The 13,676-nt window shown below is 62.7% G+C and carries 7 protein-coding genes; 6 read left to right on the forward strand and 1 reads right to left on the reverse strand.

The annotated features are described in order from the left end of the window. The first annotated feature begins 1 nt into the window (after position 1). Positions 2-3,046 (forward strand): efflux RND transporter permease subunit, encoded by a 3,045-nt coding sequence (locus VXL81_RS14390; protein ID WP_416539127.1) that lies wholly within the window; start codon positions 2-4, stop codon positions 3,044-3,046. 600 nt (positions 3,047-3,646) lie between these two features. Beyond that, positions 3,647-4,360 carry a trypsin-like serine peptidase gene (locus tag VXL81_RS14395; RefSeq protein WP_416554827.1) on the forward strand — a complete coding sequence of 238 codons (714 nt, stop codon included), beginning with the start codon at positions 3,647-3,649 and terminating at the stop codon, positions 4,358-4,360. A 226-nt stretch (positions 4,361-4,586) separates the two neighbouring features. Here the strand turns inward: VXL81_RS14395 and carB are convergent, their stop codons facing one another. Beyond that, positions 4,587-7,946, reverse strand: a complete 3,360-nt coding sequence (gene carB / locus VXL81_RS14400) for a carbamoyl-phosphate synthase large subunit (RefSeq protein ID WP_416554829.1) — start codon at positions 7,944-7,946, stop codon at positions 4,587-4,589. Positions 7,947-8,134: 188 nt separating this feature from the next. Between carB and VXL81_RS14405 the strand changes: the two genes are divergently transcribed. The 4 genes from VXL81_RS14405 (at position 8,135) to VXL81_RS14420 (ending at position 13,663) form a co-directional block, all read left to right on the forward strand. After that, complete coding sequence (locus tag VXL81_RS14405; protein ID WP_416544184.1) at positions 8,135-9,289, forward strand: aminodeoxychorismate synthase component I; 1,155 nt, start codon at positions 8,135-8,137, stop codon at positions 9,287-9,289. Next, a complete protein-coding gene (locus VXL81_RS14410; protein WP_416554831.1) occupies positions 9,232-9,885 on the forward strand; it encodes an aminotransferase class IV family protein in 654 nt (217 codons plus the stop codon). The genes VXL81_RS14405 and VXL81_RS14410 overlap by 58 nt, the downstream gene beginning before the upstream one ends. A 371-nt stretch (positions 9,886-10,256) precedes the next feature. After that, the gene (aspS, locus tag VXL81_RS14415) at positions 10,257-12,041 is read left to right on the forward strand and encodes an aspartate--tRNA ligase (protein ID WP_340546345.1); all 1,785 of its coding nucleotides are present in this window, start codon (positions 10,257-10,259) and stop codon (positions 12,039-12,041) included. A gap of 212 nt (positions 12,042-12,253) precedes the next feature. Further along, positions 12,254-13,663, forward strand: coding sequence for a DUF1800 domain-containing protein (locus tag VXL81_RS14420; RefSeq protein WP_416554833.1), 1,410 nt, complete (start codon positions 12,254-12,256; stop codon positions 13,661-13,663). Positions 13,664-13,676: the final 13 nt, after the last annotated feature.

Consider the following 13,676-nt stretch of genomic DNA (forward strand, 5'->3'; position numbering starts at 1 on the left):
GATGGACATTGCACGCGGGTCGATCAATCGGCCGCTTTATACGTGGATCATCATGCTGGCCGCCCTGTTTGGCGGTATCTGGGGGTTCCTGAACCTCGGGCGGCTCGAAGATCCGGCCTTCACCATCAAACAGGCTGTGGTCATTACCCAATACCCCGGCGCCAGCGCCGAGCAGGTGGCGCTGGAAGTGTCAGAGCCACTGGAATCAGCGATCCAGAAGATGGGGGAGGTGAAGCAGATCACCTCGATGAATCAGCCGGGCCTGTCGCGCATCGATGTCGAAATGCAGGACACCTTTGACGGCACCGAACTGCCGGGCCTCTGGACCAAGCTGCGCAAAGAGGTCGAAGACGCGGCGCGGAACCTGCCCGACGGCGTTAGCGACCCTTTTGTGAACGATGGTTTCGGTGATGTGTTCGGGGTCTTCTACGCCGTTACCGCCGAAGGCTTCACGGATGCCGAACGCCACCAGCTGGCGACATTCCTGCGCCGAGAGCTTCTTGCCGTTGATGGCGTCGCCGACGTCGAAATCGCGGGCCTGCCGGAAGAGGCGATCTTTGTCGAGCCGAAGATGGCGATCACCGTCAACCAGAATATCCCGATTGGCGCGGTTTCGAACGCATTGGCCACCGCCAATTCCGTCCGCTCTGCCGGTCAGGTCGACAACGGGCCTGCCCAGACACGCATCAGCGCGCCGGAAGGCTCGGACTCGGTGACGGAAATCGCCGGGCTGACGATTGGCTCTCAGGGGGAGGTCATCAATATCATTGATATGGCGGATGTGCATCGCGGCCGCCTCGATGATCCCTCGCAGATCATTCGTTTTGACGGCGTCGAGGCCTTTACCATGGGGGTTGCGGGCCTTGCGACTGAAAACATCGTTGAGGTCGGCCAGCGGGTTGATGCGCGGCTGGCGGAGCTGAGCACACAGATCCCCTATGGTGTGGAGCTGAAGCCAATCTATCAGCAGCATGTGGTCGTAGACGAGGCCTCCAATGCCTTTCTTGTGAACCTCGCGATGTCGGTCAGTATCGTTGTCATCGTGCTGGCGGTCTTCATGGGGTGGCGCGCGGCTGTTGTTGTCGGCGCCACCCTGCTGCTGACGGTTGTTGGCACATTGATGTTCATGAATATCTTCGCCATCGAAATGGAACGGATCTCGCTCGGGGCGCTGATCATTGCGATGGGGATGCTGGTGGACAATGCCATCGTCGTGGCCGAGGGGATGCAGATCTCCATGGCCCGGGGCCGGACCTCACGCGAGGCCGCGCATGAGGCTGCATCGAAAACCCAGATCCCGCTGCTGGGCGCGACGGTGATCGGGATCATGGCCTTTGCGGGGATTGGTCTCAGCCCGGATTCAACCGGTGAATTCATGTTCTCGCTCTTTGCGGTGATCGGGATTTCGCTGTTGCTCAGCTGGCTGCTGGCGCTGACCGCGACGCCGCTGCTGGGGCATTACTTTTTCAAACAGGGTACCGGCGACGATCAGGATGCCTATTCCGGCCTCTTGTTCCGCACCTATGGCAATATCCTGCGCCTGTCCCTGCGGCTGCGCTGGCTTGTGGTGCCGGGTCTGTTTGCGATCACGGTGCTGTGCTTCATCGGTTTTGGTCAGGTGAAACAGCAGTTCTTCCCCAACTCCAACACGCCGCTGTTCTTTGTGCATTACAAGCTGCCGCAGGGTACGTCGATTGCAACAACCTCCGAGCATATGCGTGTGTTTGAGGACTGGCTGGCCGAACGGGACGATGTAGAGACGGTCGCGACCTTTGTCGGGCAGGGGGCCACGCGCTTCATGCTGACCTATGATTCCGAAGACCCGAACCCCAGCTATGGCCATCTGATCATCCGCGCAACGAGCCTTGAGGGCATCCCGGCTCTGCAGGCGGATCTGGAGGACTTCGGCCAGGGACGCTTCCCCGAAGGCGAATTCCGCACCAAGCGGCTGGTCTTTGGCCCCGGTGGGGGCGCGCCTATCGAGGTCCGTTTCGCCGGCCCTGATCCGCGCGTGCTGCGCCAGCTGGGCGACGAGGCCATGCAACGGCTGCAAGAGGCGTCGCAGGACATCCTGAGTGTGCGTCAGGACTGGCGCGAGCAGGAGATCACACTGAAGCCGATCTATGCCACCGATCGGGCACAGACAGCCGGTGTGTCGCGCGATGCCATCGCTGATGCGCTGCAATTCTCGACCGACGGTCTGCGCACCGGCGTGTTCCGGGAGCGGGATCGCCTGATCCCCATCGTCCTGCGCCGACCTGCTGACAGCTCCTATAATCTGATGGACCAGCTGGTGTTCTCAGAGGCGGCGGGCAAATTTATCCCGCTCGAGCAGATGGTCGACGGGGTCGATGTGGTGGTGGAGAACACCCTCGTGCATCGTCGGGACCGGGTGCCGACCTTGACCGTTGGTGCCGATATCCGGGCGGATCTGACCGCAGCCACCGTCTTTGCCCAGGTGAAGGACAGCATCGAGGCGATGTCGCTGCCGACCGGCTACACCATGGAGTGGGGTGGCGAGCATGAGAACTCAGCCGATGCCAATGCCAGCCTCGGCAAGCAGCTCCCGGTGACGATCCTGATCATGGTTCTTATCTCGGTACTGCTGTTCAACGCGATCCGTCAGCCGATTATCATCTGGCTGCTGGTGCCGATGTCGGTCAACGGGGTGGTGATTGGTCTGCTTGGCACCGGTATGCCCTTTACCTTCACGGCGCTTCTGGGCCTGCTCAGCCTTTCTGGCATGCTGATCAAGAACGGCATCGTGCTGGTTGAGGAAATCGATCTGGTCCGGGCCGAGGGCAAACCCCTGCGGGAGGCCATCGTCGAGGCATCGGTGTCGCGTCTGCGCCCGGTGATGCTGGCGGCGGTGACAACCATCCTTGGCATGGTGCCGCTGCTGACCGACGCGTTTTTCGTGTCGATGGCGATCACCATCATGGGGGGGCTGGCCTTTGCCACCATCCTCACGCTGGTGGCCGCGCCGGTGTTCTACCTGATCTTCTTTGCCCGCGATGAAAAGCGCGAACAGGCTGCCGCAGCCTGATCCCGTCCCGCTGAACTCTGAAAAAGCCCCGGTTGCAGAACCGGGGCTTTTTCTATGCGAATGATCTCGCTCAGGTTGTGCGCGACCCTGTGCGGCTGACAGCGTGTCGTCCGCATGATGCGTGCAGTGGCGTCAGGCATCACGGGAGAACCCCGCTATCGCGGCCCCCGCAGCCCGTCAGGGCAGGGGCAAGGCAGAGGCGGAGGGCAGACATCTGCCTTAAGAGTTTCGCGCATTGAGCGAGTCGTCCGGTGACGCCTCAATTGGGGAAATGGCCGACCCAATTCCGCCTCAATCCCGATGATTCCTTTCCAAATTCCGATGCGACATCAGCAGACACAGGAAAAAACCCACCAAAATCCTTGCTGGAAAAGTTACAATTATTCATGTGTTTAAGTGGAATTATTCTAAAAGTGTTCAGGAAGGTTAAGGAAAATATAGAGATGTGGCGCAGTGAGGGCCGCAAATATCGGCCGCGTTAATCGGACGTTAATCACGTCACATTCTGCACCTCTTTCTGACAGCTCCCTACAACTCCAAGCCGCATTCCAGCCCCAGCAGACCCTGATGATGGCGATGTGGGAAAAACTGGAGTGGACCATGAAACGCATTATCGGACTTATCGCCGCCGCCTTTATTTCGAGTTCAACCTTTAGCCTCCCTGCCGAGGCGCAATCCGCAGGCGTGCGCGCCGTCGAGGGCTGGGAAGCTGTCGGACGGCTTAATATTGGCGGGCGCAATATGTGTACCGGCAGCCTCATCGCGCCAAATCTGGTGCTGACCGCCGCACATTGTCTCTATAATCCGCAGACCGGGCAGGCGGTAAACCCGCGCAATATCAAGTTCGAGGCCGGCCTCAATGGCCGCCGGGCCAAGGCGTCACGCCGTGTGGTGAAGGCTGTTGTTCATCCCGGCTATCGTCACAGCTGGTCCAGCAACAGCGCAGCGGGCAGCGATATTGCGGTGCTGCGTCTGGACCGCCCGATCTCCGGCAGCGAGATCCGCCCCTTCGTGCTTGCCGCTGCGCCGACACCGGGGGAAAGCGTGGATGTACTGTCCTATACCGTGAACCAGGCCACCCGACCGGCCCGCGAAAAAGACTGCCAGATCCTGTCCACCCGCAGCGCGACGCTGGTGACCTCCTGCCGTGTCGAATATGGCGCCTCCGGCTCGCCAGTGTTGCAGATGCGTCCGGGCGGCACCCCGCGGCTGGTCTCGGTGATCTCTGCCAAGGCGCAGATGGGTCGTAAACGGGTTTCGCTGGCCACCCCATTTGATGGATCGCTGCGTGCGCTGATGCGCCGCGCGGGCTGAGCACGGGCTGTCCGGCCTCCGCTCCGTTTCCCACAAAAGCGTTTGTAGGAGGCGGGCCATCCCTGATCAGCCAAAAACCCCGGAGCCTCGGCTCCGGGGTTTTCCTATGTCCGAACCTTTGCCCAGTCCTCCCAGCAGGCCGCCTGTTGCGGCGAGGGCAAAAGAAAAGGCCCCGACGCAGGTCCGGGGCCTTCCAATAGGTTCGATCTCTGCCAGCCTCGGCAGATCAGCCCTGCAAGCTCTTCACTTCAACGTCACCTTCTGCCTGCGCCTTGATTGCGCGGGCGGCGGCATTGGCACCGGCTGCGGTGGTGAAATAGGGGATCTTGTCATAGAGCGCGACGGACCGCATCTCCTTGCTGTCTTCAACCGCCTGCGCGCCTTCGGTGGTGTTCATCAGCAGCTGGACGTTGCCGTCCTTCAGCATATCCACCACATGAGGGCGCCCCTCATAGACCTTGTTGACCAGTTCGCAGGGCACGCCGTGCTCATCCAGCCAGCTCTGGGTGCCGCGTGTGGCAACCAGCGTAAAGCCCTGTTCCACGAGGATTTTTGCGGCGTCCAGCATCAAAGTGCCCTTGTCGGCATCCTTGATCGAGATAAAGGCCCGGCCCGAGGATGGCAGCACCATGCCAGCCCCCATCTGCGCCTTCAGGAAGGCGCGGGCAAAGCTGCGGTCCCAGCCCATGACTTCGCCGGTGGAGCGCATCTCGGGGCCGAGGATGGTGTCGACGCCGGGGAAGCGGGCAAAGGGAAGCACCGCCTCCTTGACCGAGAACCACGGCATGTCCGGGTCGGCCAGGGTCATCGGATCCGCCATCGGCACGTTCACGTCATAGCCTGCGTCCGGCTCATAGGGCGGGCGCTTCGGGAAGTTCGACAGCGGCTCACCTGCCATGACACGCGCCGCGATGGAGGCGATGGCGCTGTCGGTGGATTTCGCCACAAAGGGCACGGTGCGCGAGGCCCGCGGGTTGACCTCGATCAGGTAGATCACGTCATTGCCGTCGGCGTCAGGTTTGACAGCGAACTGGATGTTCATCAGGCCAACCACATTCAGCGCCTTGGCCAATGCGTTGGTCTGGGTCTTGACCTCGGCGATCACCTCTTTGGACAGCGAGTAAGGCGGCAGCGAGCAGGCACTGTCCCCAGAGTGAACCCCGGCCTCTTCGATATGCTGCATGATGCCTGCGACATGCACGTCGGTGCCATCACAAATCGCATCCACATCCAGCTCCACCGCGCCCGAGAGATAGCTGTCGAGCAGAACCGGGCTGTCGCCGGAGACCACGACCGCCTCGGCGATGTAGCGCTTGAGCTGGTCCATATCGCGCACGATCTCCATCGCGCGGCCACCCAGAACATAGGACGGGCGGATCACCAGCGGGAAGCCGATTTCAGCCGCGATTCCAATCGCCTGCGCGTCGGTCGAGGCAATGCCGTTATGCGGCTGCTTGAGCCCCAGCTGGTTGACCAGCGCCTGGAACCGCTCGCGGTCCTCGGCCAGGTCGATGGCGTCGGGCGAGGTGCCAAGGATCGGGATGCCTTCCTCTTCCAGCGCATTGGCCAGCTTCAGCGGGGTCTGACCGCCGAACTGCACGATCACCCCGTGCAGGGTGCCGTTTTCCTGCTCCTTGGTGAGGATTTCCATCACATGCTCAAAGGTCAGCGGTTCAAAATACAGCCGGTCCGAGGTGTCATAGTCGGTCGACACCGTTTCCGGGTTGCAGTTGATCATGATGGTCTCGAAGCCAGCGTCGGTCAGCGCGAAACAGGCATGGCAGCAGCAGTAATCGAACTCGATCCCCTGGCCGATCCGGTTTGGGCCACCGCCCAGAATGACAACCTTCTTGCGGTCGCTCGGCCGGGCCTCGCATTCCACATCGCCAAAGGCCGGGGCCTCATAGGTGGAATACATATAAGGCGTCTGGGCCTCGAATTCGGCGGCGCAGGTGTCGATCCGCTTGAAGACGGCCTTGACGCCCAGATCACGGCGGGCGCGGCGCACGTCGGTCTCGCTCTTGTCGGTCAGTTTCGCAAGGCGGGCATCGGTAAAGCCCAGCATCTTGACCCGGCGCAACCCATGCTCATCCTTTGGCAGGCCCTCGGCGCGGATCTCGGCCTCGGCCTCCACGATTTCGCGGATCCGGGCCAGGAACCAGGGATCGAACTTGGTGACGGCCTGGATTTCATCATCCGACAACCCGTGCCGCATCGCCTGGGCAATGGTCCGCATCCGATCGGGGGTCTGCTTGCTGATGGCCTTGATCACCGCAGCCTTGCCGTCGGTGCCATCCTCGGCGCCGGGAATGGCAACCTCGTCAAAGCCGGTCAGACCTGTCTCCATGGACGCCAGCGCCTTTTGCAGGCTCTCGTGGATCGTGCGGCCAATGGCCATGGTCTCACCCACGGATTTCATCGCCGTGGTCAGATAGGGCTCGGAGCCTGCGAATTTCTCGAAGGCAAAGCGCGGGATCTTGGTCACGACATAGTCGATCGTCGGCTCAAACGACGCCGGTGTCACGCCGGTGATATCATTGTCCAGTTCATCCAGCGTAAAGCCGACCGCCAGCTTGGCCGCAATCTTGGCAATCGGGAAGCCGGTTGCCTTGGACGCCAGCGCCGAGGACCGCGACACACGCGGGTTCATCTCGATCACCACCATGCGGCCATCCTCAGGGTTCACCGCCCATTGGACGTTGGAGCCGCCGGTTTCCACGCCGATTTCGCGCAGCACCGCAATCGAGGCAGAGCGCATCATCTGGTATTCTTTGTCGGTCAGCGTCAGCGCCGGGGCCACGGTGATCGAATCACCGGTGTGCACGCCCATCGGGTCGATATTCTCGATCGAGCAGACGATAATCGCGTTGTCGGCGGTGTCGCGCACCACCTCCATTTCATATTCTTTCCAGCCCAGCAGGCTCTCGTCCACGAGGATCTGATTGACCGGCGAGGCATCCATGCCGGAGCGGCAGAAATGGATGTAATCTTCGCGGTTATAGGCGACGCCACCGCCGGTGCCACCAAGGGTAAAGGCCGGGCGGATGATCGCGGGCAGGCCGATGTCTTCCAGCTCGTCCAGCGCCATCTGCACGCCTGCATCCAGGTCCGCGCTGCCGTTAGCTTTCTTCGGGGCGGTGATGATTGTGGCGCGGGGGTTTTCCAGTCCAAGCCGGTCCATCGCTTCGCGGAACAGCTTGCGGTCTTCTGCCATTTCAATGGCTTCGCGCTTGGCGCCGATCATCTCGACGTTGAATTTCGCCAGCACACCCATCTCTTCCAGCGCCAGTGCGGTGTTCAGACCGGTCTGTCCCCCCATGGTCGGCAGCAGCGCATCGGGACGTTCCTTTTCGATGATCTTGGCGACCACCTCCGGGGTGATCGGCTCGATGTAGGTGGCATCCGCCAGACCCGGATCGGTCATGATCGTTGCCGGGTTGGAGTTCACCAGAATGACCCGGTAGCCCTCTTCACGAAGCGCCTTGCAGGCCTGCGCGCCGGAGTAGTCAAACTCACAGGCTTGGCCGATGATGATCGGCCCCGCACCAATGATCATGATCGATTGGATATCGGTTCTTTTCGGCATGGCCTGAATCCCTCTGATTTGCGCGAGTCATGGGCACCCCCGTGCGCCCAAATTGTCCTGCGTTATAGGGACCGCACCGAAAGGTTCAAGGGGGATCGGAAACCGAATTGGAAATGCCGCATCCGTGGGTTTTGTTCGCATAGCGAACGGATATATGTGGAGAGGTCATAACGACGGAGCAGGCTGACGTGCGGATTCGCTTTGATCAGGGGCCGATGGGGGCCGGGACATGTTTTGAAACGCCGCTGCGCATGATCCGCGCAGAGCGGGCCGAAGATGTGCCTGCCGCGCTGGCGGCGCTGGATGCGGCGCGCGACGCCGGCCATTGGCTTGCGGGCTATGCGTCCTATGAGCTGGGCTATGCGCTGGAGCCAAAACTGGCGGGCCGGATGCCTGCGGGGCGGCGGCTGCCGCTCATTTGTTTTGGGGTCTATGCGGAACCGCGAGCGCAGAACATTGGGGGCCGGACCCGACCGCAGGCGGAAAGCGAAGCTGGTCTTGAAGGAATTACCCCCCGCTGGACTTTTGACCGCTACGCCGAAGCCTTCGCAGAGGTGAACCGCAACATTGGCCAGGGCGATATCTATCAGGCCAACCTGACCTTCCCGATTGATGCCGACGCTTATGGGACATCCGAAGACATCTATGCCGCGCTTCAGGCCAGACAGGCCGTCGGCCACGGTGCCTTGGTCCAACAGGAGGGGCTGCCGGACCTGTTGTCACGCTCGCCAGAGCTATTCTTCCGCACCGATGCAGAAGGGGGCATCGAGACCCGCCCGATGAAGGGCACCCAGCCGCGCAGCGACGATCCGTTGGAGGATGCCCGCCGCCGCGACTTTCTGCGCCAGGATGAGAAGAACCGCGCCGAAAACCTGATGATCGTGGACCTCTTGCGCAACGATATCTCACGCGTCGCCGAGACCGGGTCTGTGCATGTACCGGAGCTGTTTGCGGTCGAGAGCTACGCCACGGTGCATCAGATGGTCTCCACCGTCCGCGCCAGATTGCGGCCCGACGCGGGGCTTGCAGAGATCTTTGCCGCGCTGTTTCCCTGCGGTTCCATCACCGGCGCCCCCAAGATTCGCGCGATGGAAATCCTCGCGGAACTGGAACCCTGGGCGCGCGACATCTATTGCGGCACCATCGGCTGGGCGGCGCCGGACGGCCGGGCAGAATTCAATGTTGCAATCCGCACGCTGATGCTGGACGCGGGCCGCGCGACGCTCAATGTGGGCGGTGGCGTGGTCTGGGACAGCACCGCAGATGCAGAATATGAGGAAGCCCTATGGAAAGCCCGCTTTGCCCGCGTGACACCCTCCAGAACGATCCCGCTTTCGGCCTGATCGAGACGCTGGGCTGGCATCCGGGGCAGGGCTTTCGTCACCTGCGGCTGCATCTGGCCCGGATGGGGCGCAGCGCGGCTCTGTTCGGGATCGCTTTCGATCCAAAGCGGGCGGAGGCGGTTCTGGCGGAAGCCACCGATACGGTGCCGCTGCGCTGCCGCCTGACACTGGACGCGGCTGGCCAACTGGCGCTGACCACGGCTCCGCTGGGCGGCACGCCTTCTGAATGGCGGCTGGGGGTCGCGGAGACCCGGCTGGAAGCGGACGACATGTGGCTTCAGCACAAGACAACCCGCCGCGCGGTCTACGATGCGGCGCGGGCCACGCTGCCGGAAGGCGTGGATGAACTCCTGTTCCTGAACGAGCAGGGCGAGGTTTGCGAGGGCACCATCACCAATATCTTTATAACCCGCCCGGACGGGCAGGTGATCACGCCGCCGCTCAGCTGTGGTCTGCTGCCGGGTATCCTGCGGCAGGTGATGCTGGAGCGGGAGGAATGCACAGAGGCGGTGCTGCGTCTTAAGGACCTGAGGTGTGCCAAGGCCATCCATATGGGCAATTCCCTGCGCGGGCTGATCCCGGCACGTCTGGTGTGACGGGGGCGCTCCCGCGGACAAGCCGCCCTTCTGGCTGACGCCAGCGGACCCTTGCCCTTTGGGCGTGGCAGCGCACCATTGGGTGCGCTAGGGTTCCGCAGAACGCAACCGACGCCGTGCCAGAGGCACGGCGCCCGGCCCAACGTCGGAGGTCTCAGCGCGTCCGCGATGAGACCGTAGAGGGCGGGAGACCCTCGCTCGGGCGCGCAACAGGCACTATTGGGGGTTCGCGGATGCCGAATCCGCCCAGTTTGCTTGACAACGGCGTCGCAACCTAGTGTACCACCCCGGACGAATTCCGCGCCGTTCTGGCGCATTTCCCGATTGACGGCCCTCCCGGACATCAGACCGGTATAATGAAAGGTCACCCCATGCACGACTATCGCAGCCATACCTGCGCCGAATTGAACAAATCCAACGTCGGTGAAACCGTCCGCCTGTCGGGCTGGGTCCACCGCGTCCGCGACCATGGCGGGTTGTTGTTCATCGACCTGCGCGACCATTACGGTGTGACCCAGGTCATGGCCGACCCGGACAGCCCGGTCTTTGCCGAGATCGAGAAGGTCCGCTCCGAATGGTGTATCCGCATCGACGGCAATGTCATGGCCCGTGATGAGAGCCTGGTGAACCCGAAAATCTCTACCGGCGAGATCGAAGTCTTTATCCGCGATATCGAGGTGCTGGGCAAATCCGAGGAACTGCCGCTGATGGTCTTCGGCGAGCAGGAATACCCCGAGGAAACCCGCCTGCGCTATCGCTATCTGGACCTGCGCCGCGAGAAGATGCAGCGCAACATGGTGCTGCGCTCCAACATGATCCGTTCGATCCGCAACCGCATGTGGGACATCGGCTTCAACGAATACCAGACCCCGATCATCACCGCCTCCTCCCCCGAGGGCGCGCGCGACTTCCTGGTGCCGTCGCGCCTGCATCCGGGCAAGTTCTATGCGCTGCCGCAGGCGCCGCAGCAGTTCAAGCAGCTGATGATGGTGTCGGGCTTTGACAAGTATTTCCAGATCGCGCCCTGCTTCCGCGACGAGGACCCGCGCGCCGACCGCTCGCCTGCGGATTTTTACCAGCTCGACATGGAAATGTCCTTTGTCACCCAGCAGGATGTGTTCGACACCATCGCGCCGGTGATGGCGGGCGTGTTCGAGGAATTCGGCGGCGGCCGCAAGGTCGACCCGGCGCATGACTGGCCGCAGATCTCCTACAAGGATGCCGCCAAATGGTACGGCACCGACAAGCCGGACCTCAGAAACCCGATCAAGATGCAGGACTGTTCCGAGCATTTCCGCGGGTCTGGGTTCGCGATCTTTGCAAACCTCTTGGAAAACGAAGGCACAGAAGTGCGCGCGATCCCGGCACCGACCGGCGGCTCCCGCAAGTTCTGCGACCGGATGAACAAGTTTGCGCAAGGAGAAGGCCTGCCGGGCATGGGCTATATCTTCTGGCGCGACGGCGACAACGGGATGGAAGCGGCTGGCCCGCTGGCCAAGAACATCGGCCCTGAGCGCACCGAGGCGATCCGCCAGCAGCTGGGCTTGGGCGTTGGTGACGCGGCCTTCTTCCTGGGCGGCAAGCCGAAGGCGTTTGAAGGCGTCGCGGGCAAGGCCCGCACCGTCATCGGCGAGGAGCTGGGCCTGATTGACAAGGACCGCTTTGCCTTTGCCTGGATCGTCGACTTCCCGATCTACGAGAAGGACGAGGAAACCGGCAAGATCGACTTTGAGCACAACCCGTTCTCGATGCCGCAGGGCGGCATGGACGCGCTGCTGTCCGATCCGCTGGCCGTGAAGGGCTACCAGTATGACCTCGCCTGCAACGGCTACGAGCTGGTGTCCGGCGCGATCCGGAACCACAAGCCGGAGATCATGTTCAAGGCCTTTGAAATCGCGGGCTACGGCAAGGAAGAGGTCGAAAAACGCTTTGGCGGCATGGTCAACGCCTTCCAGTACGGCGCCCCGCCGCACGGCGGCTGCGCGGCCGGTATCGACCGCATGGTAATGCTCTTGGCCGATGAGGCCAACATCCGCGAGGTCATCATGTTCCCGATGAACCAGCGCGCCGAAGATCTGATGATGTCGGCCCCGTCGGAACCGCTGAGCGAGCAGCTGATGGAGCTGGGGCTGCGGGTGATTCCACAGGACCAGTAACCTCTGGAAGTCAGTCTGAAACAGGCCCGGACAGATGTCCGGGCCTGTTTTGATTCGGCGGGCACCGCAGCTCCGTCGAGTTGTGTCGCGATCTTGGCGGCCCGCAGTGCGCCTATGAGCAGAGAGTTGCGTGCCTGAAGAAATTCAGCTGGTGTCGGCGCTGCGATATCCTACTCTTGTCGGGTTGCAACAGCTCATGAGCGGGGAAAGCGATGCGCTTTGACGGGGAATTGGCGGAGATCCGTTTCGGCTGCGGCCTGTCGCCGCTGCATGCCCCTGCCGCCGGGCCGGAGCGGCTGCTTGCTGACCTTCAGGCCCCGGATCATGCGGCGCAGACCTGGCCGATCCCAGGGTTTGACGCTGCGCTGGCGGATGCTCGGGCCTATTCCGCCGCCCGCCGCGCCCGCAAGGCGGCCGCTGGCAGCCCGGATTTCGAGATGCGCGACAGGGATCTGAAACACCAGCGCGCCCTGATGCGGGACCATCAGGCGGATTGGTTCGTTCGACGGCTGCTGCGCTGCGTGACAACGCCGCATGGGTTTCGCGAACGGCTTGCCCTGTTCTGGGCGGATCACTTCACCGCGCAGGGCAAGATTGCCGCGCTGCGCTACGCGGCCACCCCCTATGTCGAGACGTCGATCCGCCCGCATATTGCCGCGCGGTTCGAGGATCTGCTGATTGCGGCTGTGACCAGCCCGCTGATGCTGCATTTCCTGGACCAGCACCGGTCCACCGGCCCCAACAGCCGCCGCGCCAAACGGGTCGCGCAGCGTCAGGGGCGGGTGGTCGGGCTCAATGAGAATCTGGCGCGCGAAGTGCTGGAGCTGCACACGCTCGGCGTTGGCGGGCCTTATACGCAACAGGATGTGCGCCAGCTGGCCGAGCTGTTCACCGGCATGATCTACGACACCACCGAGGGCTTCAAATTTGCGCCGGGATGGGCCGAGCCGGGGGCCGAGACCCTATTGGGAAAGCGCTACGATGCCGAGGTCACCGGTCTGGCTGCGATCAAACAGGCGCTGCGGGATCTGGCGCGCCACCCGGCCACGGCGGATCATCTGGCGCATAAACTGGCGGTGCATTTCACCCGTGACACGCCGGACCCGGCACTGGTCGCCCATCTGGCGGCCCGCTACCGGGCGACATCGGGGGATCTGACGCAGGTCTATGCGGCGCTGCTGGAGCATCCGGCGGCCTGGCAACCTGACCTTGAAAACGTCAAACCGCCCTTTGCCTATCTCGCCTCGGCCTGTCGGGCGCTGGCGTTGCCAGCTGCCGCGCTGACCGGGCTGAACCGGGCGCAGGTCAACCGGTTCTTCCTGCGTCCGATGCAGCGCATGGGCCAGCGCTGGGAGGTCTCCAACGGTCCCGACGGCTGGCCCGAGGCCGATGCAACCTGGATCACGCCGCAGGCCCTGGCGGAGCGGCTGCGCTGGTGCATGTCGGTGCCGACACAGGTGATGGTGCAGGGCGCAGGACCATTGCCCGCGCCGCTTCAGCTGCTGCGAAGCGCCCTTGGCGGCCGGGAAACCGCGCAGCTGCGGTTCGTCGCAACAGCTGCCGAAACCGAGCGGGAGGCGATAGGACTGATCCTGGCCTCACCCGCCTTTCAGCGGCGTTGAGAGGGAGATCGAG

Origin of the sequence: Phaeobacter sp. JH204B, from assembly GCF_048055755.1 — a bacterium.
Lineage (GTDB): Bacteria > Pseudomonadota > Alphaproteobacteria > Rhodobacterales > Rhodobacteraceae > Phaeobacter > Phaeobacter bryozoorum.